Source organism: Kitasatospora sp. NBC_00070, from assembly GCF_045041205.1.
Taxonomy (GTDB): domain Bacteria; phylum Actinomycetota; class Actinomycetes; order Streptomycetales; family Streptomycetaceae; genus Kitasatospora.
Map to the genome: position 1 here is coordinate 2,111,785 of NZ_CP108247.1, position 26,789 is coordinate 2,138,573.

The 26,789-nt window shown below is 72.8% G+C and carries 25 protein-coding genes; 18 read left to right on the forward strand and 7 right to left on the reverse strand.

All coding sequences use genetic code 11. The features are described from left to right. Positions 1-354 precede the first annotated feature (354 nt). Entirely contained in the window at positions 355-1,263 is a 909-nt protein-coding gene (locus tag OHV05_RS09765) for a LuxR C-terminal-related transcriptional regulator (RefSeq protein WP_405017324.1), read from the reverse strand. A 615-nt stretch (positions 1,264-1,878) separates the two neighbouring features. Here OHV05_RS09765 and OHV05_RS09770 point away from each other — a divergent pair. The 9 genes from OHV05_RS09770 (at position 1,879) to OHV05_RS09810 (ending at position 10,787) form a co-directional block, all read left to right on the forward strand. Beyond that, positions 1,879-2,823 (forward strand): ABC transporter permease, encoded by a 945-nt coding sequence (locus OHV05_RS09770; RefSeq protein WP_405017325.1) that lies wholly within the window; start codon positions 1,879-1,881, stop codon positions 2,821-2,823. A 2-nt stretch (positions 2,824-2,825) separates the two neighbouring features. Further along, positions 2,826-3,668, forward strand: coding sequence for an ABC transporter permease (locus OHV05_RS09775; protein ID WP_405017326.1), 843 nt, complete (start codon positions 2,826-2,828; stop codon positions 3,666-3,668). Next, positions 3,665-4,408, forward strand: coding sequence for an ABC transporter ATP-binding protein (locus OHV05_RS09780; protein WP_405017327.1), 744 nt, complete (start codon positions 3,665-3,667; stop codon positions 4,406-4,408). Before OHV05_RS09775 ends, OHV05_RS09780 begins: the two co-directional genes overlap by 4 nt. Positions 4,409-4,569: 161 nt before the next feature. Then, positions 4,570-5,388, forward strand: a complete 819-nt coding sequence (locus OHV05_RS09785) for an ABC transporter ATP-binding protein (RefSeq protein WP_405017328.1) — start codon at positions 4,570-4,572, stop codon at positions 5,386-5,388. Beyond that, entirely contained in the window at positions 5,385-7,010 is a 1,626-nt protein-coding gene (locus OHV05_RS09790; RefSeq protein ID WP_405017329.1) for an ABC transporter substrate-binding protein, read from the forward strand. Before OHV05_RS09785 ends, OHV05_RS09790 begins: the two co-directional genes overlap by 4 nt. 25 nt (positions 7,011-7,035) lie before the next feature. Continuing rightward, a complete protein-coding gene (locus OHV05_RS09795; RefSeq protein WP_403033377.1) occupies positions 7,036-8,043 on the forward strand; it encodes an LLM class F420-dependent oxidoreductase in 1,008 nt (335 codons plus the stop codon). A 9-nt stretch (positions 8,044-8,052) separates the two neighbouring features. Then, entirely contained in the window at positions 8,053-9,150 is a 1,098-nt protein-coding gene (locus OHV05_RS09800) for an LLM class flavin-dependent oxidoreductase (RefSeq protein ID WP_405017330.1), read from the forward strand. Between the two features lie 27 nt (positions 9,151-9,177). Further along, positions 9,178-10,221 carry a PfkB family carbohydrate kinase gene (locus tag OHV05_RS09805; protein ID WP_405017331.1) on the forward strand — a complete coding sequence of 348 codons (1,044 nt, stop codon included), beginning with the start codon at positions 9,178-9,180 and terminating at the stop codon, positions 10,219-10,221. Continuing rightward, positions 10,218-10,787 carry an NADAR family protein gene (locus tag OHV05_RS09810; RefSeq protein WP_405017332.1) on the forward strand — a complete coding sequence of 190 codons (570 nt, stop codon included), beginning with the start codon at positions 10,218-10,220 and terminating at the stop codon, positions 10,785-10,787. Before OHV05_RS09805 ends, OHV05_RS09810 begins: the two co-directional genes overlap by 4 nt. Before the next feature lie 465 nt (positions 10,788-11,252). Here the strand turns inward: OHV05_RS09810 and OHV05_RS09815 are convergent, their stop codons facing one another. Beyond that, complete coding sequence (locus OHV05_RS09815; RefSeq protein WP_405017333.1) at positions 11,253-11,792, reverse strand: CGNR zinc finger domain-containing protein; 540 nt, start codon at positions 11,790-11,792, stop codon at positions 11,253-11,255. A gap of 143 nt (positions 11,793-11,935) precedes the next feature. On the opposite strand from OHV05_RS09815, the gene gap reads away from it, so the two are divergent. After that, positions 11,936-12,943 (forward strand): type I glyceraldehyde-3-phosphate dehydrogenase, encoded by a 1,008-nt coding sequence (gene gap, locus OHV05_RS09820; RefSeq protein WP_405017334.1) that lies wholly within the window; start codon positions 11,936-11,938, stop codon positions 12,941-12,943. Between the two features lie 100 nt (positions 12,944-13,043). Next, positions 13,044-14,213, forward strand: coding sequence for a hypothetical protein (locus tag OHV05_RS09825; protein WP_405017335.1), 1,170 nt, complete (start codon positions 13,044-13,046; stop codon positions 14,211-14,213). A 52-nt stretch (positions 14,214-14,265) separates the two neighbouring features. On the opposite strand, the gene OHV05_RS09830 is transcribed toward OHV05_RS09825, so the two are convergent. Continuing rightward, entirely contained in the window at positions 14,266-15,648 is a 1,383-nt protein-coding gene (locus tag OHV05_RS09830) for a glycine--tRNA ligase (protein WP_403033396.1), read from the reverse strand. Positions 15,649-15,858: 210 nt separating this feature from the next. Here OHV05_RS09830 and OHV05_RS09835 point away from each other — a divergent pair, with 210 nt between their 5' ends. The 4 genes from OHV05_RS09835 to OHV05_RS09850 all read left to right on the forward strand — a co-directional run bounded on the left by OHV05_RS09835 (position 15,859) and on the right by OHV05_RS09850 (position 19,097). Continuing rightward, complete coding sequence (locus OHV05_RS09835) at positions 15,859-16,806, forward strand: metal ABC transporter substrate-binding protein (RefSeq protein ID WP_405017336.1); 948 nt, start codon at positions 15,859-15,861, stop codon at positions 16,804-16,806. A 17-nt stretch (positions 16,807-16,823) separates the two neighbouring features. Continuing rightward, on the forward strand, positions 16,824-17,648 hold the full coding sequence (locus tag OHV05_RS09840; RefSeq protein WP_405017337.1) for a metal ABC transporter ATP-binding protein: 825 nt from the start codon (positions 16,824-16,826) through the stop codon (positions 17,646-17,648). A gap of 85 nt (positions 17,649-17,733) precedes the next feature. Further along, positions 17,734-18,654 carry a metal ABC transporter permease gene (locus OHV05_RS09845; protein ID WP_405017338.1) on the forward strand — a complete coding sequence of 307 codons (921 nt, stop codon included), beginning with the start codon at positions 17,734-17,736 and terminating at the stop codon, positions 18,652-18,654. Positions 18,655-18,689: 35 nt separating this feature from the next. After that, positions 18,690-19,097, forward strand: a complete 408-nt coding sequence (locus OHV05_RS09850) for a Fur family transcriptional regulator (protein WP_405017339.1) — start codon at positions 18,690-18,692, stop codon at positions 19,095-19,097. 58 nt (positions 19,098-19,155) lie between these two features. Here the strand turns inward: OHV05_RS09850 and OHV05_RS09855 are convergent, their stop codons facing one another. The 4 genes from OHV05_RS09855 to leuA all read right to left on the reverse strand — a co-directional run bounded on the left by OHV05_RS09855 (position 19,156) and on the right by leuA (position 24,011). After that, on the reverse strand, positions 19,156-19,980 hold the full coding sequence (locus OHV05_RS09855; protein ID WP_405017340.1) for an isoprenyl transferase: 825 nt from the start codon (positions 19,978-19,980) through the stop codon (positions 19,156-19,158). Positions 19,981-19,982: 2 nt separating this feature from the next. Continuing rightward, positions 19,983-20,729, reverse strand: a complete 747-nt coding sequence (recO, locus tag OHV05_RS09860; protein ID WP_405017341.1) for a DNA repair protein RecO — start codon at positions 20,727-20,729, stop codon at positions 19,983-19,985. Between the two features lie 621 nt (positions 20,730-21,350). Beyond that, positions 21,351-21,896 (reverse strand): TerB family tellurite resistance protein, encoded by a 546-nt coding sequence (locus tag OHV05_RS09865; RefSeq protein WP_405017342.1) that lies wholly within the window; start codon positions 21,894-21,896, stop codon positions 21,351-21,353. Between the two features lie 333 nt (positions 21,897-22,229). Then, complete coding sequence (gene leuA, locus OHV05_RS09870) at positions 22,230-24,011, reverse strand: 2-isopropylmalate synthase (RefSeq protein ID WP_405017343.1); 1,782 nt, start codon at positions 24,009-24,011, stop codon at positions 22,230-22,232. Positions 24,012-24,380: 369 nt separating this feature from the next. On the opposite strand from leuA, the gene OHV05_RS09875 reads away from it, so the two are divergent. The 3 genes from OHV05_RS09875 (at position 24,381) to OHV05_RS09885 (ending at position 26,728) form a co-directional block, all read left to right on the forward strand. Next, a complete protein-coding gene (locus OHV05_RS09875; protein WP_403033421.1) occupies positions 24,381-24,665 on the forward strand; it encodes a protealysin inhibitor emfourin in 285 nt (94 codons plus the stop codon). A gap of 49 nt (positions 24,666-24,714) precedes the next feature. Next, the gene (locus tag OHV05_RS09880; RefSeq protein ID WP_405017344.1) at positions 24,715-25,197 is read left to right on the forward strand and encodes a MarR family winged helix-turn-helix transcriptional regulator; all 483 of its coding nucleotides are present in this window, start codon (positions 24,715-24,717) and stop codon (positions 25,195-25,197) included. An 88-nt stretch (positions 25,198-25,285) separates the two neighbouring features. Then, complete coding sequence (locus tag OHV05_RS09885; protein WP_405017345.1) at positions 25,286-26,728, forward strand: MFS transporter; 1,443 nt, start codon at positions 25,286-25,288, stop codon at positions 26,726-26,728. Positions 26,729-26,789 lie beyond the last annotated feature (61 nt).

The window sequence follows — 26,789 nt, forward strand, 5'->3', positions numbered from 1 at the left end:
GGCGTGTACCCCCACGCTAGGAACCACGCCACCTGACGAAGTAGCCCCGAACGGACCCGGTTGTGGCGACCATCGGAGCACCCACCTACTCCAAAGGTCGCCCCACCGTCCGCACACGCTGCGGCAGCCAGGGGCTCGGGGAACGGCGACGCCCACCCCGGGGCGGGGCCAAAGTGCGGGAGTGGCCAACCCCGGGCGTGGGTGAGGTCTGCTTCACGTGCGGGTCCAAGCGAAAGTGCCTGACCAATGCACGCAGCGATCACACTCCGGAGGCCGGCGTCGCAGTTCCCCGAGCCCCTGGCTTCCGCAGCACCTGCCAGAAGGCGGAGCCCCGAGCCCCGGTCTGCCGAAGCGTCAGCCCGCGAGGCCGTGGCGGTGGGCGTAGAGGGCGGCCCGCAGCCGGTCGGACTGGCCGATCTTGCGCATGGCCTGGGTCAGGTGCTTCTTCACCGTCGCCTCGGCCAGCGCCAGCTCCCGGCCGATCTCGGCGTTGCTCAGCCCCCGGGCCAGCTGCGCCAGCACGTCCCGCTCCCGTCCGGTCAGCCCGACCTGCTGGAGCGCCGGTTCGGCCGCCTGCCCGGCCAGGCTGGCCGGGTGCACCCGGGCCGGTGGCGGGGCGGGCAGGAACACCGACCCCCCGGCGGCGGCGAGTTGGACCGCGCCGATGATCCGGTCCTCGGACAGGTCGAGCGGGAAGCAGCCGCTGGCCCCGGCCAGCAGGATCCGGCCCGCCTCGGTGGTGGACTCGGCCCGCCGCAGCAGCATCACCCGGGCCTCCGGCGCCCCGTCGGGGCCCCGCAGCGCGGCCACCAGCGCCAGGTCGTCGCCGAGCGAGGCGCCCCGGCCGAGCAGGATGACGTCCGGCCGGACCCGGCGGACCGCCGCCACCGCCCCGGCCGGGTCGCCGGTGCTGCCGACCACCGTGAGGCCGGGCACGGTGGCCAGCACCGAGCGCAGGCCCGCACTGGCCACCGGGTGACGTTCCATCAGGAAGATCCGGGTCTCGTCGGTCCGGTCCCGGCAGACCGGGTGCCCGCAGTCGCACCGGGCGGCCACCGGCCGTTCGGCGGCGACCCGGCGGCCCGCCCCGGTCGGCTCGGTGAGCAGCTGGTGACCGGCGATCAGGTCGAGCGGGTTGTCGATCTCGGTGTGCAGGGCCTCGACCGCGACGGCCGGGGCACCGCCGAGGTGCGGGTAGCGGCGCGGGCCGGCCCGGTGGCCGCGCGCGGTGGCCGGGGCGCTCCGGCTGGTCAGGGCCGCCATCACACACCGTCCGGGTGCTGGGCGAGGGACGTGGGGTGGGCTGACAGGGCGTGGTACGGCATGGCGTTGCGGTCCCCTCGGACGTGGCGGGCCGGGCCTGGGGGGCACGGCACTGCGGCGGGCTCGGTACGACGGCCGCGAGCCGTGGGGGGACGGGCGGCGGGCCGGACGGGCCATGAGGGCGCTGCCGAGAGGGTGGCTGGCGGTCAGCGCCGAGGTGCGCGGGGACACAGCTCGTCGAAACACCGTCGGTGCCACGAGCCGCCGATCCCGACCAGGGTGAAGTCGGTCCGCCGGATTGCCATACCGGCACCCTAGGTCGGCGCCCGTAGCAGGTCAAGGACGGGACTGCGGTCCGGCGGCCGGGGCAGCGCCCTGCCGGGGCCCGCTCGTCCTATGACCAGGGGTATCCGCATGAACTGCTGACTGGCTGTCAGTGGCCCTGATCCGCAACCTTCGTGACACCGGCTCGGCACTGCCGACCTGGTCCGCCCGTCCCTCGCCACGGCCCGACGCCCTTGCGCGGCCCGTCCGGACGGCCCCACCCCGCATCCTCGGAAGGAAGTCCGCCATGCCCGCCGCCCCGCCCACCACCCTGCCGAACGGGGTGTGCGGATGACCGGGTTCCTGCTGCGCCGGGTGCTGCTCGCGGTGCCGACGCTGCTCGGCGTGACGGTCGTGGTGTTCGCCACCGTGGCGCTGGTGCCCGGTGATCCGCTGACCGCCTTCCTCGGCCCCGGCGCCCCGCCGGAGGCCCGGCTGGAGCTCTCCGAACGGCTCGGCCTGGAGCGGCCGTTGCCGGTCCGCTACCTGGGCTGGCTGACGCACGCGCTCCGCGGCGACCTGGGGATGTCGATCTCCGCCCAGCGCCCGGTGCAGGACCTGCTCGGTTCGGCGGCCGGCCAGACCCTGCTGCTGACCGGGGCCGCCTTCCTGCTGGTACTGGTCGGCGGGGTGCTGCTCGGCACGCTCGGCGCCGTCCGCCCCGACCGGCTGCCGGGCAAGGTGTGCGACGCGCTGAGCACCCTCGCGGTCTCCGCGCCGCAGTACTCGGTGGCGCTGCTGCTGATCGCGGTGTTCGCGGTCCAGCTGCGCTGGCTGCCGGCCGGCGGCACGCACGACGTGTTCGGCTCCGGCGGCCCCGGCGACCTGCTGCGGCACCTGGTGCTGCCCGCGGTGGCCGCCGCGCTGGTGCCGCTCGGACTGACCGCCAAGGTGTTCCGGGCCGCGCTGGCCGCGGTGCTGGCGGGCGAACTGGCCGACAGCCTGCGGGCCCGCGGCCTGAGCCGGGCCGCCGTGCTCCGGCACTGCGTGCACAACGCCTCCCCCGCGCTGCTCACCATCGGCGGCCTGCAACTGGCCTACCTGCTGGAAGGCGTGGTGTTCGTGGAGACCCTGTTCGCCTGGCCGGGCGTCGGCCGGCTGCTGTTCGACGCGCTGTCCGCCCGCGACCTGCCACTGGTGCAGGGCGGGGTGCTGCTGGTCGCGGTCGCCTTCGTCGGCATCAACCTGCTGGTGGACGCGGCGCACGCGGCCGTCGACCCCCGGGTGCGGGGCTGACCGTGAAGCCGACCCTCCGTCAGGACACCGTCCTGCTGCTCGCACTCGGCGCCGCGCTGCTGCTGCTCCTGCTGACGCTGGCCGCCCCGCTGGTCGCCCCGTACGACCCGGCGGCCGGATCGCTGGACACCCGCCTGCTCGACCCCGGCACCGACGGCCACCTGCTGGGCACCGACGGCCAGGGCCGGGACGTGCTCAGCCGGCTGATCTGGGCGGCCCGTGCCTCCCTGGTCGGCGGGCTGGTGCCGGTGCTGCTGGCCACCGTGCTCGGCACCCTGCTGGGCGTCGCGGCCGGCCTCGGCGGCCGGGTCACCGAACAGGCCCTGCTGCGCTCGCTGGACGTGCTCTACGCCTTCCCCGGCGTCCTGCTCGCCATCGCGGTGGCCACCCTGTTGCAGCCCGGTCTGGGCGCGACCGTCCTGGCACTCTCGGTGGTGCTCACCCCGGCGGTGGCCCGGGTCGGCTTCACCGAGGTCCGCCGGATCCGCACCGCCGAGTACCTGGAGGCGGCCCGGGTGAGCGGTGCCGGTCCGTTCGAACTGGCGGTGCGTCAGGTGCTTCCGGTGGTCGCGCCGGTGGTGCTGGTGTACGCCTCCTCGCTGGTCGGGCTGGCCGTGGTGTACGCCGCCGGGCTGTCCTTCCTCGGCCTCGGGGTCGCCCCGCCGACCGCCGAGTGGGGGGCGATGCTGGACGAGCTGCGGCCCGCGCTGCTCACCCACCCCTGGGTCGCGGTCCAGCCCGCCGTGGTGATCCTGCTGGTCTCGGTGCTCTTCAACACCCTCGGCGAACGCCTCCGCCGCCGCCTCGGCGACAGCGGCGCCCACCTCCCGGCGGTGGCCCGATGAGCGCGGCACTGACCGTCACCGGCCTGACGGTCGGCTACCCCGGCGGGGTCCGGGCCGTGACCGACGTCTCGTTCGAGATCGCCGCCGGGGAGGCGCTGGTGCTGCTCGGCGAGTCCGGCAGCGGCAAGACCACCGTCGCCCGGACCGTGCTCGGCCTGCCCGGACGCGGTGCCGAGGTCTCCGGTGACATCCGGCTCGGCGGCACCGAGCTGCGCGGGCTGACCGGCTCCGACTGGTCCCGGGTGCGCGGCCGCCGGATCGGCTACGTGCCGCAGGACCCGACCGGTGCGCTGGACCCGCTGCGCCGGATCGGCCCGCAACTGGCCGAGGTGCTCAGGCGGCACGGCCGGGCCGACGGCCGACGGGCCGCCCGGGCGGCGGTGCCCCGGCTACTGGAACTGGCCGGCATCCCCGAGCCCGAACGCGTCGCCCGGAGCTACCCGCACGAGCTCTCCGGCGGGCTCCGGCAGCGGGCCGCGATCGCCATCGCGGTGTGCTGCGGCCCCGAACTGCTGATCGCCGACGAGCCGACCACCGCCCTGGACGCCCTGGTCCGCGGCCGGATCCTGGACCTCTTCGACGAGCTGCGCCGCGAGTGCGGCATCGCCCTGCTGCTGGTCACCCACGACCTGGCGGCGGCCCGCCGGATCGGCGGCGAGGTGGCGGTCGTCCAGGACGGCCGCGTCGTGGCCGCCGGCCCGGCCGAACTCCTCGCCGCCGAACCGGGAGCCCTCCGATGACCCCTCCGAAGTTCGGGGCACACGGTTCGGAAGACCGGGGCCCGGGGAACGGCGGCGCCGACCTCAGGAGCGTTCAACGTACGTACCGGGTCAGGCACTTTCGCAGTGATACCCGCCGGCCACGAACCGTCGCCGTTCCCCGAGCCCCTGGTGGTGCAACCGTGCGCCCTGCAGAAAATCTGCTGACGATCGATGCGGTCCGCAAGACGTACGGCCCCCGCACCGCCGTCGCCGACGTCAGCCTCCAGGTGGCCCCCGGTGAGACCGTGGGCCTGGTCGGCGAGTCGGGATCGGGCAAGTCCACCCTGGCCCGGCTGGCGCTCGGCCTGCTCGCGCCGGACACCGGCACCGTCCGGTTCGCCGGACACGACCCGTACCGGCTGCGCGGCCGGAACGCGCGTGCGGTCCGGGCCCGGCTCCAGTTCGTCCCCCAGCACCCGCGTGGCTCGCTCAACCCGGCGCTGCGCGCGGGCGATGCGGTGGCCGACCCGCTGCGACTGCACGGCACCCCGCGCCGGGACCGGCCTGAGCTGGTCGCCGAACTGTTCCGACAGGTCGGCCTGGAACCGGAGTTGGCGCAGCGCTACCCGCGCGAACTGTCCGGCGGACAGCTCCAGCGGGTGGCGGTGGCCCGGGCCCTGGCCACCCGTCCCGAGCTGGTGGTCTGCGACGAGCCGACCTCGGCGCTGGACCGGGGCGTGCAGGCCCGGCTGCTCGACCTGCTCACCGAACTGCAGGAACGGACCGGCCTGGCCTACCTGTTCATCTCGCACGACCTGGCCGTGGTCCGGCAGCTGGCCCACCGGGTGCTGGTGCTGCGGGGCGGCCTGGTGGTCGAGCAGGGTCCGGCCGAACAACTCTGGTCCGATCCCCGACACCCGTACACCCGAGCGCTGTTGGACGCCGCCACCGGCGCCCCTCCGCACCTCCGATCCGAGCCCGCACGCCCCGCACTCCACGCACCGAGGAACGCACTATGACGCACCGTCACCCGCTCGCCCGCACCCGCTCCAGAGCCGTCGCCCTGCCGGCCGCCGCCCTGCTGCTCGCCACCGCGGGCTGTGCCTCCGACCCGGCCACCGGGCCCGGTTCGGACGCGGCCGGCTCCGGGCGGGGCGGCACTCTGGTGATCGGCGCCACCGGCAAGCTGCCCAACCCGGACACCGTGATCGGCGGTGCGGGCTTCGAGGGCAAACGGCTGGTCAGCTTCCAGATCTACGAGGGCCTGACCCGCTACGACCTGTCGGTCACCGACAAGCCGCCGGCCGTCACCGGGGCGCTGGCCGAGTCCTGGCAGGTCGCCCCGGACGCGAAGACCTGGACCTTCACCCTGCGCAAGGGCGTCACCTTCCAGGACGGCACCCCGTTCGACGCCGACGCGGTGGTGTTCAACCTGGACCGCTACCTGAAGAAGGACAGCGAGAACTGGACCGACGCGCTCGGCGCCGCCGCCAAGGAGTACGCGGGCGACATCACCGCCTACCGCAAGGTGGACGCGGACCACGTCGAGCTGGTCACCAAGGACCCGAACGGCCACTTCCCGGAGGACCTGGCGCACGTCCTGATCGCCAGCCCGACCGCCGTCAAGAAGACCGGCTCCGCCAAGTTCGCCGAACACCCGGTCGGCACCGGACCGTTCGCGTTCTCCTCGTACACCGAGGGGCAGCAGATCGAGCTGGTCGCCAACAGGAGCTACTGGCGCGGCGCACCCAAGCTGGACAAGCTGGTGGTCAAGCCGATCCCGGACGCGGCCGCCCGGACCGCCGCGCTGCGCTCCGGCGGGGTGAACTGGATCGAGTACCCGAACCCGGACGACCTGGACAGCCTGAAGGCCGACGGCGTACAGGTCCTGACCAACAGCTACGACCACCTCTGGTACTGGATCCTGGACACCACCAAGGCGCCGTGGAGCGACCCCCGGGTGCGCAGGGCGGCCAACTTCGCGATCAACCGCCAGGCGATCGCCGACAAGCTGCTGCACGGCACCGCCGACCCGGCCTACCAGGCCGCGCCCCGGGCCACCGCCGCGTACGACAAGGCGGGCGATGCGTACTCCTACGACCCGGCCAAGGCCAAGCAGTTGCTCGCCGAGGCCGGTCTCTCCGGCGGCTTCGCCAGCTCGGTCACGGTGCCCACCGGCGGCTCGGGCAACCTGGTGCCGGTGCCGATCGCCGAGGCGATCCAGCGCGACCTGGCGGCCGTCGGCATCAAGGTCGAACTGCGCACCACCGACTGGTCCACCCTGATCGGGGCGGAGGCCAAGGGCAAGGTCGCGCTCGACTCGGACGCCATCGCGCAGTCCACCACGCTGTTCCAGTCCGAGGCGCTGCTGCCGCTGTTCGTGGGCTCCAACAGCCCGTTCTGGACCGGCCACTACAGCAACCCGAAGGTCGACGAGCTGCTCACCTCGGCCGCCGCCTCGCCGGACCAGACCAAGCGGCAGGGCGACTACCGGCAGGCTCTCAAGCTGGTGACCGAGGACGCGCCGTGGCTGTTCGTGGTCAACGACCGCAACCCCAGGGCCCTTTCGCCGAAGGTGCAGGGCCTGGTCCAGCCGCAGTCCTGGTTCCTCGACCTCACCACGGTCTCGGTCCGGCCGTGACCCCCGCCCGCAGGAAGGCCACCCGATGACCACCCCGTACACCGCCGAACCGCCGAAGTGGGGCATCACCCTCCCGCTGCCCGGTCTGACCATCGACCGGCACCGCTTCATCGTCGAGCGGCTCCCCGACCTCGGCTACACCGACGTCTGGAGCGCCGAGGGCGGCGGCACCGACGCCTTCACCCCGCTGGCCGCGACCGCCGCCTGGTCGCCGAGCCTGCGGATCGGCACCGGCATCGTGCCGGTGCACACCCGGGGCCCGGCGGTGCTCGCCCAGACCGCCGCCACTCTGGCCCAACTCGCGCCCGGACGGCTGCTGCTGGGGATCGGCGCGTCCGTCCCGGCGCACGTCACCGACATCAACGGCATCCCGTTCGACGAGCCGTTCAAGCGGACCAGGGACGTGCTCCGGTTCGTCACCCGGGCGCTGCGCGGCGAGCACATCGCCGGGGACTTCGACACCTTCTCGATCACCGGGTACCGGCTGCCGCACCCGCCGGTCGAGCCGGTCAAGGTGATCCTCGGCGCGCTCCGCCCCGGCATGCTCCGGCTCGGCTTCACCGAGGGGGACGGCGCGATCACCAACCTGCTGTTCCCCGAGGACGTGCCGAAGGTGCTGGACGCGGTCGGCCCGCAGCCGCCCGGCAAGGAGCTGGTGGTCAAGGTCTTCGTCTGCCCGACCGAGGACACCGACTACGCGCACCGCGCCACCCGTCCGTTCCTGGCCTGGATCCTGAACCGGGAGCCGTACCGCAAGTTCCACGAGTGGCTGGGCCACGGCGAGTTGCTCGCCGACGCGCACAAGCTCTGGGCGGCCGGCGACCCGGAGGGCTCGCAGGACGCGCTGCCCGACGAGGTGGTGGACGGCCTGTTCATCTCCGGCTCCCCCGAGGAGTGCCGGGAGCGGATCATGCAGTACCACCGCCCGGGCGTCACCACCATCCAGCTGTACGTGTCGCTGCCGCCCGAGGTGTTCGTCAGCCGGGCCCGGCTGCTGGACACCCTGGCCCGGCTCGGCCCGGCGGCGGGCTGAGGAGCCGTGATGGAACTCGAACTGCGCGGCGGCGTACGGGCCGCCCCGGTCACCGGCCGGAGCCCTCGGGAGCGGCAGGCACTCCGGTTCGCCCCCGATCCCAGGGACCGCACCGCCGATCCCGGGCACGTGGCCAGGACCGCCCGGGAGAACGAGGAGGACGGGCTCGACAGCGCCCTGGTGGTGCAGTCGAGTTCCTGGCCGGACCCGTGGCTGGTGGCGAGCTGGGCGCTGGCCGCCACCAGCCGGCTGCGGATCGCCGTCGCCCACCGGGTCGGCACCACCGCCCCGACCGTGGCGGCCCGTCAACTGGCCACCCTGGACCGGCTCTCCGGCGGCCGGGTGGCGGCGCACGTGATCGTCGGCTCCAGCGACCTGGACGTGGCCAGGGACGGCGACACGCTGGGGAAGGAGGACCGCTACCGCCGGGCCGACGAGTACCTCGGGCTGCTTCGACGGTCCCTGACGGCCGATCAGGAGTTCGACCACAAGGGCGAGTTCTACCAGGTCCAGGGCGCCCTGGCCGGGCTGCGGCCCGAGCCCGGGGGTGAGCTGATCTCGTTCGGCGGCTCCTCCCAGGCCGGGGTCGAACTGGCCGCCCGGCACGCCGAGGTGTACGCCGTGCCGCCGCTCCCGCTGCCGGACACCCGGCGACGGATCGCCGAAGTCCGGTCCGTCGCGGCCGGGTTCGGCCGGAGCCTGCGGATCTGGCGGCACCTCACCCTGGTGCTGGCCGACAGCGACGAGGCCGCCCGGCGCCGGGTCCAGGAACTGCGCCGGGACGCCCTGCGGCTCACCTCGGGGCCGGACGCACCCCGGTTCGCCGAGGCGGTCGCGCTGGACCGCGACCGCGAGCGCGGCCGGGTGCCGGACCAGCGCACCGGCGACCGGGTGGCGGCCGAGCAGGTGGCCGCGTACGTCCGCCGCTCGTTCGCCACCGCCTACGTCGGCTCACCGGCCACCGTCGCCGACCGGATCGGCGCGCTGCACTCGGCCGGGGTGGACATCGTCCAGCTCGACCTGGCCGTGGAGACCGACCAGGACCGGGAACTGCGCCGGGAGTTGGTCTCCCGGCTGCGCACCGGCAGCCACCGGCACGGCTGGTAGCCCGCCCCACCATCGAGGGAGCACCGAATGAGCCACACCGCCGACGGGCAGATCGTGATCAGCGGCTCGATCGCCACCGACCACCTGATGACCTTCCCCGGGCTGATCTCCGACCAGCTGCTGCCGGACCAGCTGACCAAGGTCTCACTCTCCTTCCTGGTGGACGGACTGGAGATCCGGCGCGGCGGGGTCGGCGCCAACATCGCCCTCGGCCTCGGCCGGCTCGGCCTGCGGCCGCTGCTGGTCGGGGCGGCCGGGGCCGACCACGGGGAGTACGACGACTGGCTGCGCGCCAACGGCGTGGACACCCGGGGCGTGCTCACCGTCCCCGGCCAGTACACCGCCCGCTTCCTGTGCACCACCGACCGGGCGCAGAACCAGATCGCCTCGTTCCACCCGGGCGCGATGAGCCGGGCCGCCGACATCAGCCTCCCCGAGGTGCTGGCCCGCACCGGGCCGGCCCGGCTGGTGCTGATCGGGCCCGACGACCCGGCGGCCATGCTGCGCCGCACCGGGGAGAGCCGGGCGGCGGGCATCCCGTTCGCCGCCGACCCGTCCCAGCAGCTCGCCCGGCTGACCGGCGATCAGGCCCGCACCCTGGTCGACGGCGCCCGGTGGCTGTTCACCAACGCGTACGAGCGCAGCCTGCTGCTGGAGCGCACCGGGCTGACCGGGGCCGAACTGCTCGGCCGGGTCGGCACCTGGTTCACCACGCTCGGGCCGGACGGCGTGCTGATCGAGCGTCAGGGCGAGGCCCCGGTCGAGGTCCGCCCGCCGCAGGAGCTGCGCCGGGCCGACCCCACCGGCGTCGGCGACGCCTTCCGGGCCGGGGTGCTGGCCGGCGAGGTCTGGGGCCTGCCGCTACCGGTCGCGGCCCGGGTCGGCTGCCTGCTGGCCACCCTGGCCCTGGAGTCGGTCGGCACCCAGGAGTACACGTACCGGCCGGACGACTTCCTCGCCCGGCTGGCCACGGCGTACGGGCCGGCGACCGCCGACCTGGTCCTCCCGCACCTGCCGGCCGGAAAAACCGGGAGCCGGGCGTCGGCGGAGGGTGACAGCATGGCGGTATGAACGACGCTCCGCACCCGTCCCAGACCCGTACCCGCGAGGACCTCGCCGCCCTGGTGGCGGCCGGCGCGCGGCCGAAGTACCTGATGTTCTGGGGTCACCGGCCGGAGCGGGACGGCAGCGTCGGGCCCGGCTCGCTGAGCCAGTGGTGGCCGTCCGCGTTCACCGTGGACGGGGTGCGGTACGCCACCGCCGAGCACTGGATGATGGCGGGCAAGGCCCGGCTGTTCGGTGACGAGGAGACCCTCGGACGGATCCTGGCGGCCCGTTCCCCCGCCGAGGCGAAGAACCTCGGGCGGCTGGTCCGCGGCTTCGACGACCAGCGCTGGGCCGCCGCCCGGTTCGACCTGGTGGTAGCCGGCAACGAGGCCAAGTTCGGCCAGGACCGGGCCCTCCGCAGCTACCTCCTGGGCACCGCCGCCCGCGTCCTGGTCGAGGCCAGCCCCCTCGACCGCGTCTGGGGCATCGGCCTCGCCGCCGACGACGACCAGGCCCTCCACCCCACCGCCTGGCGCGGCCTCAACCTCCTCGGCTTCGCCCTGATGGAAACCCGCTCCCGCCTGGCCTGACCGGCAGCCGCCCAGCCAGGCACACCAGGGGCTCGGGGCTCTGCTGATGTGCGGCTCCGCCGCGCGGGCGACGCCGACCCCTTGGCAGGTGCTCAACCAGCTACGGTCCAGGGGCTCGGGGCTCTGCTGATGTGCGGCTCCGCCGCGCGGGCGACGCCGACCCCTTGGCAGGTGCTCAACCAGCTACGGTCCAGGGGCTCGAGGCTCTGCTGATGTGCGGCTCCGCCGCGCGGGCGACGCCGACCCCTTGGCAGGTGTTCAACCAGCTACGGTCCAGGGGCTCGGGGAACTGCGACGCCATCCTCCGGAGCGTGATCGCCGCGTGCATGGTCAGGCACTTTCGCCTGAACCCGCACGTCGAGCAGACCTCAGCCCCGCCCGGGGTTGACCACACCCGCACCTTGCCCCCGTCCCGGGGCGGGCGTCGCAGTTCCCCGAGCCCCTGGCGGTGCAGCGTGCGCCCGCCTACCCCGGGTGGCGCTCGCGGAAGGCTGCGGCCTTGGCCCGGTTGCCGCAGGCGGACATGTCGCACCAGCGCCGCACCCCCCGCCGCGACCGGTCCACGTACAGCCGGGTGCAGGGCTCCGACGCGCACTCGCGGATCGGCGCCCCGAGCGGCAGCGCGAACAGCTCCTGCGCCGCCCTGGCCACCGTGGCCAGGGCGGCCGCCGCACTGCCGGTCCGGCGCAGGGCGCCGTCCGGCCGCAGCTCCAGCCGGACCGCAGGTCCGTCGGCGAGCCGGTTGAGCAGCCTGCGGTCGGCCGTGGGGTAGGGCTCCCCGGCCACCGCCGCCAGGCCCAACCGGTAGACGGACTCCCGGAGTTGGCGGGCCTGCTCCAGGTCCTCCCCGACCGCCGGGACCGACAGGTCGGCCACCCCCGCCGCAGCCGTCCAGGCCCCCAGGTCGGCCGGCGTCTGCAACAGGTCGCGGGCCAGCGTGCGGCGCCGCTGCACGGTACCGACCAGATCGAGCGCGGGATCACCGGCGACAAAGACGAACTCCATCTCCCCAGCATAGCCAACTAACCCCTCAGACCGGTTGCACCAGTGATCGCGGCCCCGTACGCTGTAACTAACCACTTAAAGCGGTTACCAGTCGACGAAGCCTGGGATTCCACCAAGTGACCCCATCCGCAAGGGAGTCGAGCATGGCGATCAAGGTAGCGATCAACGGATTCGGTCGGATCGGCCGAGGCTTCGTCCGAGCCGCCCTCCAGCAGGGCGCCGACCTGGAGATCGTGGCGGTCAACGACCTGACCGACGCCGCCACCCTGGCCCACCTGCTGTCCTACGACAGCACCATGGGCCGGCTGGAGCGCGAGGTCGAGGTGGACGGCGACGGCATCGTGGTGAACGGGCACCGGATCAAGGTGCTCGCCGAGCGCGACCCGGCCCGGCTGCCGTGGGGCGAGCTGGGCGTCGACGTGGTGGTCGAGTCGACCGGGGTGTTCACCGACGCGGTCAAGGCCCGGGCCCACCTGGCGGCGGGCGCCCGCAAGGTACTGATCTCGGCGCCCGCGTCCAACGAGGACATCACCCTGGCGTACGGCGTCAACCACGACCGCTACGACCCCGACGTGCACCACATCGTGTCGAACGCCTCCTGCACCACCAACTGCCTCGCCCCGCTGGCCAAGGTGCTGGACGAGGGGATCGGCATCGAGCACGGCCTGATGACCACCGTGCACGCCTACACCCAGGACCAGAACCTCCAGGACGGGCCGCACAAGGACCTGCGCCGGGCCCGGGCCGCCGCCACCAACATCGTGCCCACCTCGACCGGCGCCGCCAAGGCGATCGGCCTGGTGCTGCCGCAGCTGAACGGCAAGCTGGACGGCGCCTCGCTGCGGGTCCCGGTCCCGGTCGGCTCGATCACCGACCTGACCGCCTACCTGGCCCGCCCGACCACCGTCGAGGAGGTGAACGCGCTGTTCGCCAAGGCGGCCGCCGAGGGCCCGCTGGCCGGGGTGCTCCGCTACGCCGAGGCGCCGCTGGTCTCCAGCGACATCGTCGGCGACCCGCACTCCTGCATCTTCGACGCCGGGCTGACCGCCGTCGGCGGCAACGGACGGCACGTCAAGATCTTCGGCTGGTACGACAACGAGTCCGGCTTCTCGCACCGGGTGGTGGACGTGGTCCGACTGCTCGGCGCCTGACCACCGCCGAAAAGCTCCGGACTCGGCTCCGTAACACAACTGCCTTGTTCTGCGGCCAGGATGACCCTCCAGGGACGGCCGGAAGACTCAGGACGGTGCGATGACGGTGCGCGAACGAGACCCCGGGACGGCGGAGGACGTCCAGGCCCTGCGGACGGAGCTGGACGAACTCCTCCGGGCCCGCCGGTACGCGGCACAGCGCGAACAGCGGCTCACCGAAGCCCTGGTGGGCAGCGCCGATCCCGAACTGCACCGCCAGCTGGCCCAGATCCGCACCCTCCGGGACGGACTCGGCGCCCGCCACCTGGAGTTGAGTGAACGTCTGCTCGCGCTGGAGGACCACCGGCGCGAGCAGACCGCCGTCCCGCCCGCGCGCCGCCCGACCGGAGCCCGGTTCGGCGGCGCGTACGGGGCGAGCTCCGCGCCACAGCCCGCCCCGGTGGCCGCCGCCGCCCCGATGCGCGGCGCCCGGTTCGCCGGCGTGAGCGCCCCCGAGCCGGAGCCGGTGGCCGTCCAGCCGCCGCCGGCGCCCCGGCCCGTGGCCCCCGAGCCGCGCAGCGCCGCCGAGTTGGCCACCCTGGCCGCCCGGATCGCGGACCTGCACGGCCGTGGCTCGGCCCAGGAGTCGGCCGCGCTCACCGCACAGGCGGCGGTGGTGCTGGCCCCCGCCGACGTGGCCCGGCTGATCGCACTGCTGCGCGCCGAGGGCCCGGCCGGCGCGGCGGGCTACCTGGCCAGGGCGGTCGCGCACGGCGCCGCCGGGCAGGCCGCCGGGACGCTGGCCGAGCTGCGCCGGACCGGCCTCTCCGAGGAGTCGGCCGCCCTGTTCCACGCCCTCTGGGGCTATCCGGCCGCCGAACTCCCTTCCCTGCTGGCCGCCTTGGAGCAGGTCGGACTCTCCGCCGACAGCCTGACCCTGCTCTGGGAGTGGGGCTCGGCCCCACCCGCCGCGCTGGCCGCGCTGGCCGACCACCTGCGGGCGGCCGGCCGCACCGAGGACGCGTACCGGCTGCTGCACCAGGCGGCCGGCCGCCGTACCGACGAACTCGCCGACACCGCGCTCCGGTTGGACGCCCAGCTGGCCGAGGCGCTGAGCCGACAGGTGGCCCGGCTGCGCTCCCCCGCCGATCTGGCGGGCTACGCGGCGGGGCTGGCTCCCTCTCCCGCGCGCTACCGGGCACTGCTGGCGGCGGTCGGCACCCTGGACGAGAGCCGGTCCCGGGCCGCGCTGGCCGCGCTGCGCGGCGCCGGTCTGCCGCTCCGGCCGTGAGACGCACGACGGCCCCCGACCGGCAAGGTCGGGGGCCGTCGTCGGAACGCTGCTAGCAGCCGATCAGGCGCGCGCCCAGGTAGGACTTCACCTGGTCGAGCGAGACCCGCTCCTGCGCCATGGTGTCACGCTCACGGATGGTGACCGCGTTGTCCTCGAGGGTGTCGAAGTCGACCGTGACGCAGAACGGCGTGCCGATCTCGTCCTGACGGCGGTAGCGCTTGCCGATCGCGCCCGCGTCGTCGAACTCGACGTTCCACGCGGTGCGCAGGTCGGCCGCCAGGCCACGGGCCTTCGGCGACAGGTCGGCGTTGCGCGACAGCGGCAGCACCGCGACCTTGACCGGGGCGAGCCGGGGGTCGAGCCGCATGCCGACCCGCTTCTCCATGACGCCCTTGGCATTCGGCGCCTCGTCCTCGAAGTAGGCGTCGATCAGGAAGGCCAGCATGGCGCGGTTCAGACCGGCTGCGGGCTCGATGACGTACGGGTAGTACCGCTCGCCGGACTCCTGGTCGAAGTACTTCAGGTCCTGGCCGCTGGCCTCGCTGTGCACGGTGAGGTCGTAGTCGGTCCGGTTGGCCAGGCCCTCCAGCTCGGAGAACTCGCTGCCGCCGAAGTTGAAGCGGTACTCGATGTCCACCGTGCGCTTGGCGTAGTGGGACAGCTTCTCCTTCGGGTGCTCGAAGAAGCGCATGTTCTCGGTCCGCAGGCCGAGGCCGACGTACCAGTCCCAGCGCTGCTGGAGCCAGTACTCGTGCCACTGCTCGTCCTCGCCCGGCTTGACGAAGAACTCCATCTCCATCTGCTCGAACTCGCGGGTGCGGAAGATGAAGTTGCCGGGGGTGATCTCGTTCCGGAAGCTCTTGCCGACCTGGGCGATGCCGAACGGCGGCTTCTTGCGCGAAGTCGTCTGCACCGCCTTGAAGTTGGTGAAGATGCCCTGGGCGGTCTCCGGGCGCAGGTAGGCCAGGCCACTCGCATCCTCGGTGACGCCGAGGTGCGTCTTCAGCATGCCCGAGAACTCCTTGGGCTCGGTGAAGCCGCCCTTGTTGCCGCAGTTCGGACAGTTGACGTCGGCCAGGCCGTTGGCCGGCACCCGGCCGTGCTTGGCCTCGTACGCCTCCTCCAGGTGGTCCGCGCGGAACCGCTTGTGGCAGGAGAGGCACTCGGTCAGCGGGTCGTTGAAGGTCGCGACGTGGCCCGAGGCCTCCCAGACCTCGCGGGCCAGGATCACCGACGAGTCGAGCCCGACGACGTCCTCCCGAGCGGTGACCATCGAACGCCACCACTGGCGCTTGATGTTCTCCTTGAGCTCGACGCCCAGCGGACCGTAGTCCCAGGCGGCACGGGTGCCGCCGTAGATCTCGCTGCAGGGGTAGACGAAGCCACGGCGCTTGCTCAGGCTGACGATCGTGTCGATCTTGTCGGCGGCCACAGTGCTCTCTTCAGTACGACGTCCCGGAGGACGGCACGGTCAAGGCGCGGCTGGTTGCACGCACCCGAATACCTCCAGAGGTTACCGGGCGTGGTGGTGCGGGGTTCAAATCAGTATTCCCCGATGGGTCGGTGTGTCGAACCGTTGATCGGTTGATTCGATCGTCGATCGAGTTGACAATCATTTCCAGTTAAGTTGAGAATGGTTGTCATGATGTTGCGACGCCTCACCACCTCGATAGCCCTGACCGCCACTGCCGTCGTCGGTGCCCTCACCCTGTCCGCCTGCGGCGGTTCGAGCAGCGCCAAGGGCAGTGACGGCAAGCTGGACGTGGTCGCGTCGTTCTATCCGATGGAGTACCTCGCCCAGCAGATCGGCGGCGAGCACGTACGGGTGACCGGCCTCACCAAGGCCGGCGTCGAGCCGCACGACCTGGAGCTGACCGCCAAGCAGGTCGCCCAGGTCAAGAGTGCCGACACCGTGGTCTACCTCAAGGGCCTGCAGCCCACCGTCGACAAGGCCGTCGCGCAGAGCGACGCCAAGCACGTGGTGGACGCCACCGCCGCCTCCCCGCTGGTCGACCACCACCTGGCGGAGGACCACGCCGAGGGCGACGGCCACGACCACGAGGGCGCCGCGGGCGACCCGCACCTCTGGCTGGACCCGAACCGCTACGCCGCCGTCGCCAAGAGCGTCGGCGCCGAGCTGGCCAAGGCCGACCCGGCGAACGCCGCCGACTACCAGCGCAACACCGACCGGACGGTCGCCGAACTGACCGCGCTGGACCAGGAGTTCAAGGCCGGGCTGAAGGACGCCAAGGGCAGGTCCTTCGTCACCAGCCACGCCGCCTTCGGCTACCTGGCGGACGCCTACGGCCTGGACCAGATCGCCATCAACGGCGTCGACCCGGAGGCCGAGCCCACCCCGGCCAAGCTGGCCGAGGTGCAGCAGGCCGCCAAGCAGCACGGCGTCAGCACGATCTTCTTCGAGACCCTGGTCAGCCCCAAGCTCGCCGAGACGGTCGCCAAGGACCTCGGTCTGAAGACCGCCGTCCTGGACCCGCTGGAGGGCGTCAAGGATCCGGCCAAGGACACCTACTTCTCGGTCATGCGGCAGAACCTGCACAACCTCCAGGCCGCGTTCGGCACCACCGGCTGACGGGACATCGGATACCCATGAGCGCTGTCATTCCCAAGGCCCCGCAGCCCGTCGCGGCGCGGCACCCCCGTGAGGCGGGTGCCGCGCCCGCGGCCGTCCGGCTGTGCGACGCCGTCGCCTCGCTCGGCGGCCGGCCCGTCCTGCGCGGGATCGACCTGACGGTCCGGCCCGGCGAGGTGGTCGCGCTGCTCGGGGCCAACGGCTCCGGCAAGTCCACCACCGTGAAGTCGGTGATCGGCGCCGTCCCGCTGGAGCGCGGCGGGCTCGAGCTGTTCGGCACCCCGTTCGCCAGGTTCCGTGCCTGGCACCGGATCGGCTACGTGCCGCAGCGCACCACCGCCGCCAGCGGGGTGCCGGCCACCGTCCGCGAGGTGGTCTCCACCGGACGGCTGCCGCAGCACGGGCTGTTCCCGTTCCGCCGCAAGGACCGGGACGCGGTGGACCGCGCGCTGGCCCAGGTCGGCATGCTGGACCGGGCCGAGGACGGCGTGGCCGGGCTCTCCGGCGGCCAGCACCAGCGGGTGCTGATCGCCCGCGCGCTGGTCGGCTCCCCCGAACTCCTCATCATGGACGAGCCGATGGCCGGGGTGGACGTGGCCAGCCAGCAGGTGCTCGCCGACACCCTGCGGCAGGAGGTCGGCCGGGGCACCGCCGTCCTGCTGGTGCTGCACGAACTCGGGCCGCTGGAGCCGCTGATCGACCGCACCGTGGTGCTCCGCGACGGCTGCGTCGCGTACGACGGCCCGCCGCACCCCGACACCGGGCAGCACGCGCTGCCGGGCCACGACCACGTCCACCCGCACGGGGACGACCACCTGACGACCCCTGGACTGCTCGCATGAACGAGATGCAGATGCCCTCCGGCCGGGTGGGCGGTGCCGTTCCGCACGAGCTGCCCGACCATCCGACGACTCCGGGACGACTCGCATGAACGAGATGCTCAGCTACGACTTCATGCAGCGCGCGCTGATCGCCGCCGTGCTGGTCGGCATCACCGCGCCCGCCGTCGGGATCTACCTGGTGCAGCGCCGGCAGGCGCTGATGGGCGACGGCATGGGCCATGTCGCGCTCACCGGCGTCGGCCTCGGTTTCTTCTTCCAGACCAGCCCGGTCTGGATGGCCGTGCTGGTCTGCATCCTCGGCGCGGTGGTGATGGAGCTGGTCCGCTCGCGCGGCAACCAGCGCGGCGACATCGCGTTGGCGATGCTCTTCTACGGCGGCATGGCCTGCGGGAAGATGCTGGTCAGCATGAGCGCCCAGGCGGGCAACGGCAGCCTGGAGAGCTACCTCTGGGGCTCCATCCTGACCGTCGCGCCCAGCGACCTGATCACCATCACGGTGCTGGCCGCGGTGGTCATCGCGGTCACCATCGGCCTGCGCCGCCAGCTCTTCGCGATCTGCCAGGACGAGGAGTTCGCCCGGGTCACCGGTCTGCCGGTGCGGGTCCTCAACCTGCTGCTGGCCGTGATGGCCGCGGTCACCGTCACGGTGGCGATGCGGGTGGTCGGCCTGCTGCTGGTCAGCGCGCTGATGGTGGTCCCGGTGGTGGCCGCCCAGCAGCTCACCCGTTCGTTCGCGATGACCCAGGCCGCCTCGATCGGGATCGGCGTGCTGGTCGCGGTGGCCGGGGTGACCGGTTCGTACCAGGCCGACCTGCCCTCCGGGCCGACCATCGTGCTGCTGGCGATCGTGGTCTTCGCGGTGCTCAGCGCCGTCGCCACCCCGCTGGCCCGGCGCCGGCACCGGGCCGCGAGCGACCACGGACCCGAGGTCTGCGAGGTGCGGCTGCCCGATCAGCAACGGGGTCGCGCGGAGGATTCGGTCACCAGTCGGGGGCTGGCACAATGAGGTGCCAGACCACCCCACGACCAGGAGGACCCACGGTGACCACCGCAGGCCCGTCGCGCGCCCGATCGACCCGGCAGCGAGCCGCCGTCTCGGCGGCCCTGGACGAGATCGAGGACTTCCGCAGTGCGCAGGAGCTGCACGACCTGCTCAAGCACCGGGGCGACTCGGTCGGTCTGACCACGGTCTACCGCACCCTGCAGTCGCTGGCCGACGCCGGTGAGGTGGACGTGCTGCGCACCGCCGACGGCGAGGCGGTCTACCGCCGGTGCAGCAGCGGGCACCACCACCACCTGGTCTGCCGCAGCTGCGGCTCCACCGTCGAGGTCGAGGGCCCGGCGGTCGAGCGCTGGGCCAACGCGATCGCGGCCGAGCACGGCTACAGCGACATCGCGCACACCCTGGAGATCTTCGGCACCTGCGCGGAGTGCACGAAGAAGGTCTGAGACCCCGAACAGTGCGGGCCCGTACGCGACGGCGTACGGGCCCGCACTGCTTGCCGGTTCAGCGCTGGGTCGGGACCTCGACCTCGTTCGGAATGGCCCCGCCGAACCGGCGGTCGCGCATCGCGTACTGCTCGCAGGCCCGCCACAGGTCGCGGCGGTCGAAGTCCGGCCAGAGCACGTCCTGGAACACCAGCTCGGCGTAAGCACTCTGCCAGAGCAGGAAGTTGGAGGTGCGCTGCTCGCCGCTGGGGCGCAGGAAGAGGTCCACGTCCGGCATGTCGGGGTGGTAGAGGTACTTGGCGATGGTCTTCTCGCCGACCTTCGACGGGTCCAACCGGCCGTCGGCCACGTCACGGGCGATCGCCGCCATCGCGTCCGCGATCTCGGCCCGGCCGCCGTAGTTGACGCACATGTAGAGGGTGACGGCGTCGTTCTTCCTGGTCTGCTCCTCGGCGACCTGGAGCTCCTGCACCACGCTCTTCCAGAGCTTGGGCATCCGGCCGGCCCAGCGGATCCGGACGCCCATCGCGTCCATCTCGTCGCGGCGGCGGCGGATCACGTCCCGGTTGAAGTTCATCAGGAACTTCACCTCCTCCGGGGACCGCTTCCAGTTCTCGGTGGAGAAGGCGTACAGCGAGACGTTCTTCACGCCCAGCTCGATCGCGCCCTTGAGCACGTCCAGCACCACCGACTCGCCGACCTTGTGGCCCTCGGTGCGGGGCAGCCCGCGCTCCTTGGCCCAGCGGCCGTTGCCGTCCATCACGATCGCGACGTGACCCGGGATCAGCTCGCCCGGGAGCTTCGGCGGCCGGGCGCCGCTGGGGTGCGGGGTCGGGGGGAGGTACTCCCGCTGCTTGCTGCCGAAGAGCCGTCGCGCTGCCATGCTCACTTCTCCACGTATCTCATCGAGCGGATACCCCGCTCCAGGTGCCACTGCAGGTAGGCCGCGACCAGGCCGCTGCCCTCCCGCCAGTACCGGGACTCACATCCGTCCGCCGTCCGCCAGTCCCCTGACAGCAGCGCGCCGAGCAGTACCAGTGTCTCAGGGGAGGGTACGGCACAGCCAGGCACGCGGCAGTCACCGCAGAGCACCCCGCCCGCCTGCAGCGAGAAGAACCGGTTCGGGCCGGGCAGCCCGCACTTCGCGCAGTCGGTGAAGCTGGCGCCGTAGCCGTTGACGGCCAGCGAGCGGAGCAGGAACGCGTCCAGCACCAGGTGCGACTGGTGCGTGCCGGCCGCCAGCGTCCGGAGCCCGCCGACCAGCAGCAGGTACTGCTGGACGGCCGGCTCGCCCTCGTTCTCCGCGAACCGCTCGGCCGTCTCCAGCATCGCGGTGCCGGCCGTGTACCGGCCGTAGTCCGTGACGATGCCGCCGCCGTACGGCGCGATGGTCTCCACCTGGGTGCAGAGCGGCAGGCCCCGGCCGATCAGCTCCGCCCCCCGGCTGAAGAACTGCACGTCCACGTGCGAGAACGGCTCCAGCCGCGCCCCGAACTTCGACTTCGTCTTACGAATGCCCCGCGCCACCGCCCGCACCTTCCCGTGCTGACGGGTCAACAGGGTGATGATCCGGTCGGCCTCGCCCAACTTCTGCGTACGCAGCACAACGCCGTCGTCCCGGAACAGACTCATACCCCCCATTCTCGCCCACCCCACCGACAGCCCCGCCCACGCCCGCAGCGAGCCCGGGCGACACCCCGCTACGCCGACGGGCGAGCCCCGCGGTACGACCACCACGAGAGCCGCCTGCGGCGGGCCTTGGCGAAGCACCGAAGGCAGCCACCAACAACCGAGCTCACCCGCTACGGCCTGGCGCAGAAACGGTTCCCACCTGCGGCCACCCCGCAAACGATCGGCGCAGCCGTGCACGCCACCCTGCACCGATCCCGGGAGCCCGCCGCAGGCGGCTTCCCGGCACAGCGACAACCACGGTGCCCACCGCAAGCCCGCCGCAGGCGACGACCCCTGCGGCCCGGCGCAGCCGCGGACGCCACCCTCCGGCAATCCCGGGAGCCGGCCGCAGGCGGCTTCCCAGCACAGCGACAACCACGGTGCCCGGCGCAGCCGCGGACGCCACCCTGCACCAGTCCCGTCAGCCCGCCGCAGGCGACCCGCACTGCCCACACGCAAGCCCGCCACAGGCGGGGTGCAGCCGTAAGGCCCGCACCCGGTCTCGTGGGGGGACCAGTGGGTGCGGGTCACGGCGGGCCCGGAGGGGGGAGTCGGGCCCGGCCTGTGGGGAGGCGGTGGGGGTCAGTGGGGGGCGTTGGTGGCGGCCTCCAGGAGTTCGTCGACGCGGCCGGCGGGGAGCTTGAGGCAGCGGCCGACGGCGGCCAGGGCGGCGCGCTCCTGGGGGAGGTAGCGTCCGTCGGCCAGCGCGATCCAGGCACCCTGGAGGACCAGTCGCTCCCGGCCGCCCTGGGCCAGGTGCGGGGCCAACGGCTCGATCGCGGCGTGCAGTTCGACGGTCAGCCCGCTGCCGGCCCCGGCCAGGTCGATCGGGGCCTCGCCGCCGACCCCGGAGAGCGCGGCCAGTGCGGCCAGCACCTGGGCTTCGCCGCAGTCCTCGAACCCGGCCTCGCGGATCACGCCGCAGGCCGCGTCCCGGGCGGAGCGGCTGCCGGTGCCGCCGGCGGCGAGCACGGCGAGCGCGACGGTGTACTGGGCATCCCGCAGCATTGCGGCCAGCCGGACGCAGGTGAGTTGGTCGAGGGTCTCGACGCCGTAGCGGCGGTGGCAGGAGGTGCACTGCACGCAGGCGGTCACCGGGCCGACGGGCAGCACCGGGGTGCCGAGCAACCGCAGCCACCGCCGGCCGTGTTGACGGCGGTAGTTGCGGTCCCCACCACAGCCCGGACAGAAGAAATCACCGAGGACATCAGTCCGCCAACGAGGACGGACACCCCACAACCCTGTCACGGCGCCACTCCCCAGACATGGCAGGCGGCCTGCACAACAATGGGCAGGTCACGCGACCGGACTCCGCGATCGTCCCACCGACCCCGGTTCCGGTGGATAGATGCTGCCATGGTTACGCACGGGTGTCAGCACCCCGAACGGGTAAAGATGTGGTGCAGAACACATTCCGCGAACGCCTCAGGGGGCCGCCGGCGGCGGCCCCCTGAGGGTGGGTCAGGCGCGCTGCGCCCGGTTGACGGCGCTGACCACGGCCTTCAGCGAGGCCAGCACGGTGTTGCCGTCGATGCCGACGCCCCACAGCACCTGGCCGTCCACCGCGCACTCGACGTACGCGGCGGCCTGGGCGTCGCCGCCCTCGCTCAGCGCGTGCTCGGCGTAGTCCAGCACCCGGACGTCCACGCCGATCCCGGCCAGCGCGTTGACGAAGGCGGAGACCGGGCCGTTGCCGGTGCCGTTCAGGGTGACCGGCTGCCCGTCCAGCACGGCCTCGGTGGACAGCACGTCCCGGCCGTCCTCGGTGGTCAGGCTGCGCGAACCGCTCAGCGTGATCCGGCCCCACGGGTTGGCGGGGGTGGGCAGGTACTCGTCCTGGAAGACGCTCCAGATCTCGGCCGGGGTGACCTCGCCGCCCTCGGCGTCGGTCTTGGCCTGGATGATCCGGGAGAACTCGATCTGCTGACGGCGCGGCAGGTCCAGCTTGTGGTCGTTCTTCAGCACGTAGGCGATGCCGCCCTTGCCGGACTGGCTGTTGACCCGGATGACCGCCTCGTACGAGCGGCCGACGTCCTTCGGGTCGATCGGCAGGTACGGGACGCCCCAGGTGTACGTGCCGACCGGCACGCCCGCCGCCTTGGCGTCGGCCTCCAGGGCGTCGAAGCCCTTCTTGATCGCGTCCTGGTGCGAGCCGGAGAAGGAGGTGTACACCAGGTCGCCGGCGTAGGGGTGGCGCTCCGGCACCGGCATCTGGTTGCAGTACTCGGCGGTGCGGCGGATCTCGTCGATGTCGGAGAAGTCGATCATCGGGTCGACGCCCTGCGAGAACAGGTTCATCCCGACGTTCACCAGGTCCAGGTTGCCGGTCCGCTCGCCCTGGCCGAACAGGCAGCCCTCGACCCGGTCCGCCCCGGCCATGATGGCCAGCTCGGCGGAGGCCACGCCGGTGCCCCGGTCGTTGTGCGGGTGGGTGGACAGCGCGACGAACTCACGGCGGGTCAGGTTCCGCGACATCCACTCGATCTTGTCGGCGTAGACGTTCGGGGTGGAGCGCTCGACCGTGGTCGGCAGGTTCAGGATGATCTCGCGGCCCTCGCCCGGCTGCCAGACGTCCATCACCGACTCGCAGACGTCCAGCGCGAAGTCCAGCTCGGTGTCGATGAAGATCTCCGGCGAGTACTCGTAGCCGAAGACGGTGTCGTCCCGCAGGATCTTCTCGGCGTACTCCATCACCAGGCGGGTGCCGTCCACGGCGATCGCCTTGATGTCGTCCTTGCTGCCCTTGAAGACCACCCGGCGGAACAGCGGCGAGGTGGCGTTGTACAGGTGGACGGTCGCGCGCGGGGCGCCGACCAGGGACTCCACGGTGCGCTCGATCAGGTCCTCGCGGGCCTGGGTCAGCACCGAGATGGTGACGTCCTCGGGGATCGCGTCCTCGTTGATCAGCGAGCGGACGAACTCGAAGTCGGTGGCGCCGGAGGACGGGAAGCCGACCTCGATCTCCTTGTAGCCCAGCTTGACCAGCAGGTCGAACATCTTGCGCTTGCGGGCCGGGGACATCGGGTCGATCAGCGCCTGGTTGCCGTCCCGCAGGTCGGTGGACAGCCAGCGCGGTGCCTGGGTGATCACCTTGCTCGGCCAGGTCCGGTCCGGCAGGTCCACGGTGCCGAAGGGTACGTAGCGCTGGAACGGCATCCCGGACGGCTTCTGCGGGGTGGCCGCGGCGGTGATCGGGGTGGGGCGGTCGTTGAACGCGCGAGCGATGGCGGACTGCTCAGTCATGGAGGAGACTCTCGGCTTCCGAACTCGGTATGCGGGCTGGTCGGGGTGAATGGACACCCGACTCGGCCGACTGGTGCGCCGCATCGGTGCGGGCGCAGCACGGTCCCCCGCGGCGAGGGAGCCGGCCTTCAGTGGTCTACAGGCCCTCGCCGCGGCAGCTAAGAAGAAGCAGCCCGTAACGCATGATGTGCACCAGCGTAACCCAGCCCCCACCCTCCCCACAGTGAGCCTCGCCACCATTCCACCCTGTGAGACGGACTCGAACTGACGCTCCATCAGATCCCCCTCTCCGGAACCACTCCGACTCCGCACCGCATTTTCACCGGAACGGGCAGCGCGACGGCACCGGTGCGTAGCACACTGACAACCATGCGTATCCAGGTGACCCGGACCGGCGGCCTGGCCGGCCGCCCCCTCCGAGCCGAGCTGGACACCGCCGAGCGGACCGACGCGCCCCACGTGCACGCGCTGGCCAGGGAGGCGGTGGCGGGCGGGCTGCGCGCGCCCTCGTACGGGGTGCCGGACGGTTTCCACTATGCGATCACCGTGGACGGGCGGACGGTGCACTGCGCCGACCCCCGGCTGACGGACTCCCAGCACGAGCTGGTCTCGCTGGTGCTGCGCGAGGGCGCGCCGCTGCACCCCGAGCAGTAGTCCGCTTTCGGATAATCCGGAACCTGTCGCAGTTTTGTAGACTGCGGGCATGACCACCCGAACCGTTCTGGACCTCTCCGGCCTACTGGCCCACACCAGCCACGTCCTGGCGACCCGCATGTCCGCCGCCTTCGCCGCGAGCGGACTGGAGATCACCCCGCGCGGCTTCTGCGTCCTGCTGCACGCCCAGGAGCAGGAGCGGACCCAGATCCAGCTGGCCGAGATCGCCGACCTGGACAAGACCACCATGGTGGTCACCGTCGACGAGCTGGAGCGCCTCGGCCTGGCCGAGCGCCGGCCGTCCAGCACCGACCGGCGGGCCCGGATCATCTCGGTCACCCCGGACGGCGCCGAGGCGGTCGCCGCAGGCGTGCGGATCGTCGACCGGGTGCACCAGGAGGTCCTGGACGCCCTGCCCGGGACGGACGGGGCGGCACTGCTGCGCGCCCTGACCACCCTCCAGGAGGGACACCTCGCCACGGCGGTCGAGAGCGACCGCCCGGTCCGCCGGGCCCGGCGGGCCCGGGGGTAGCTCCGAAGAAGACGATCCAAGAAAAGATAGTCCCGTACGGGACTATCTGATAGCGTCCTACCCGTACTCGTCGAACGGGAGGGACCCCATGACCCCGCACGCCCAGCAAGCCGTCCACTCACGCTGGTTCGCACTCGCGGTGCTCTGCGCCGGGATGCTGATGATCATTCTGGACGGCAGCATCGTGACGGTGGCGCTGCCCGCCATCCAGGCCGACCTGGCCTTCTCGCCGGAGGACCTGACCTGGACGGTCAACGCCTACCTGATCGCCTTCGGCGGGCTGCTCCTGCTGGCCGGGCGGCTCGGTGACCTGCTCGGCCGCCGCCGGATGTTCGTCGCGGGGCTGCTGATCTTCACCGTGGCGTCGCTGCTCTGCGGGGTGGCGGACAGTCAGGAACTGCTGATCGGCGCCCGGTTCCTGCAGGGCATCGGCGGGGCGATGGCCTCTGCGGTCAGCCTCGGCATGATCGTCACGCTCTTCCCCGAACCGGGCGAGCGCGGCCGGGCGATCGGCGCGTTCAGCTTCGTCGGCGCGGCCGGCGCCTCGATCGGGCAGGTGCTCGGCGGGGTGCTGACCGAGGCGGTCGGCTGGAACTGGATCTTCTTCGTCAACCTGCCGATCGGCATCGCCGCCGTGCTGCTCTCCGTCCGGGTGCTGGCCGCCGACGGCCCGGCCCGCTCGCTCCGGGGTCTCGACCTGCCCGGCGCCGCCCTGGTCACCGCCGGGCTGATGACCGGCGTCTACGCGATCGTCTCGATCGACCGGCTCGGCTGGGGCGCCCTGCTGCTCGGCGGCCTCGCCGTCCTGCTGCTCATCGGCTTCGTCCTCCGCCAGCGGCGGGCCGCCGAACCGCTGCTGCCGCTGCGGCTGCTCCGGTCCCGCACCGTCGCCGGGGCCAACCTGGTGCAGGTCCTGATGGTCTCCGCACTGTTCGGCTTCCAGGTGCTGATCGCGCTCTACCTGCAGAACGTGCTCGGCTACGGCGCCGCCGCCACCGGGTTCGCGATGCTCCCGGCCGCGCTCGTGATCGGTACCGTCTCGCTCCTGCTGTCCGCCCGGCTGAACGCCCGGTTCGGCGAACGCGCCGTGCTGCTCGGCGGGTTGGCGCTGCTGGTGGCTGCCATCGGCCTGCTGACCAGGCTCCCGGTGGACGCCTCCTACCCGGTCCACCTGCTCCCCACCATGCTGCTCGCGGGCGGCTTCGGGCTGGCCATCTCGGCCCTCACCTCGCTCGCCATGGCCGACGCGAGCCCCGAGGACGCGGGGGTCAGCTCCGGTCTCTTCAACACCACCCAGCAGGTCGGTGGCGCCCTCGGCGTGGCCGTGCTGGCCACCCTGGCGGGCAGCCGCGCCGACAGCCTGCTGGCCGACGGTGCGTCAGCGCCGGCCGCGCTCACCGACGGCTTCCGGCTCGCCTTCGGGATCGGCACCGGCCTGCTGGTGCTGGCCTTCGTCCTGGTCGCCGTCCTGCTCCGCCGCCCGGCCCCGGCGGCGGCCGACGCCCCCGCACCCGTCCACGCCCTGGTCTGATCCCACCCGAAGGAGCCCCACGACGAGCACCCCGACGCTCGACCCCGAGGTCCGCGCCCTG

What these genes read in the sequence shown, in the direction of transcription:
- OHV05_RS09880 (WP_405017344.1), top strand. Translation starts at nt 24,715, where the DNA reads ATGACCACCCGAACCGTTCTGGACCTCTCCGGCCTACTGGCCCACACC.
- OHV05_RS09845 (WP_405017338.1), top strand. Translation starts at nt 17,734, where the DNA reads ATGAACGAGATGCTCAGCTACGACTTCATGCAGCGCGCGCTGATCGCC.
- OHV05_RS09875 (WP_403033421.1), top strand. Translation starts at nt 24,381, where the DNA reads ATGCGTATCCAGGTGACCCGGACCGGCGGCCTGGCCGGCCGCCCCCTC.
- OHV05_RS09800 (WP_405017330.1), top strand. Translation starts at nt 8,053, where the DNA reads ATGGAACTCGAACTGCGCGGCGGCGTACGGGCCGCCCCGGTCACCGGC.
- OHV05_RS09885 (WP_405017345.1), top strand. Translation starts at nt 25,286, where the DNA reads ATGACCCCGCACGCCCAGCAAGCCGTCCACTCACGCTGGTTCGCACTC.
- OHV05_RS09810 (WP_405017332.1), top strand. Translation starts at nt 10,218, where the DNA reads ATGAACGACGCTCCGCACCCGTCCCAGACCCGTACCCGCGAGGACCTC.
- OHV05_RS09795 (WP_403033377.1), top strand. Translation starts at nt 7,036, where the DNA reads ATGACCACCCCGTACACCGCCGAACCGCCGAAGTGGGGCATCACCCTC.
- OHV05_RS09825 (WP_405017335.1), top strand. Translation starts at nt 13,044, where the DNA reads ATGACGGTGCGCGAACGAGACCCCGGGACGGCGGAGGACGTCCAGGCC.
- OHV05_RS09770 (WP_405017325.1), top strand. Translation starts at nt 1,879, where the DNA reads ATGACCGGGTTCCTGCTGCGCCGGGTGCTGCTCGCGGTGCCGACGCTG.
- OHV05_RS09780 (WP_405017327.1), top strand. Translation starts at nt 3,665, where the DNA reads ATGAGCGCGGCACTGACCGTCACCGGCCTGACGGTCGGCTACCCCGGC.
- OHV05_RS09790 (WP_405017329.1), top strand. Translation starts at nt 5,385, where the DNA reads ATGACGCACCGTCACCCGCTCGCCCGCACCCGCTCCAGAGCCGTCGCC.
- gap (WP_405017334.1), top strand. Translation starts at nt 11,936, where the DNA reads ATGGCGATCAAGGTAGCGATCAACGGATTCGGTCGGATCGGCCGAGGC.
- OHV05_RS09815 (WP_405017333.1), bottom strand. Translation starts at nt 11,792, where the DNA reads ATGGAGTTCGTCTTTGTCGCCGGTGATCCCGCGCTCGATCTGGTCGGT.
- leuA (WP_405017343.1), bottom strand. Translation starts at nt 24,011, where the DNA reads ATGACTGAGCAGTCCGCCATCGCTCGCGCGTTCAACGACCGCCCCACC.
- OHV05_RS09840 (WP_405017337.1), top strand. Translation starts at nt 16,824, where the DNA reads ATGAGCGCTGTCATTCCCAAGGCCCCGCAGCCCGTCGCGGCGCGGCAC.
- OHV05_RS09855 (WP_405017340.1), bottom strand. Translation starts at nt 19,980, where the DNA reads ATGGCAGCGCGACGGCTCTTCGGCAGCAAGCAGCGGGAGTACCTCCCC.
- recO (WP_405017341.1), bottom strand. Translation starts at nt 20,729, where the DNA reads ATGAGTCTGTTCCGGGACGACGGCGTTGTGCTGCGTACGCAGAAGTTG.
- OHV05_RS09765 (WP_405017324.1), bottom strand. Translation starts at nt 1,263, where the DNA reads ATGGCGGCCCTGACCAGCCGGAGCGCCCCGGCCACCGCGCGCGGCCAC.
- OHV05_RS09805 (WP_405017331.1), top strand. Translation starts at nt 9,178, where the DNA reads ATGAGCCACACCGCCGACGGGCAGATCGTGATCAGCGGCTCGATCGCC.
- OHV05_RS09835 (WP_405017336.1), top strand. Translation starts at nt 15,859, where the DNA reads ATGATGTTGCGACGCCTCACCACCTCGATAGCCCTGACCGCCACTGCC.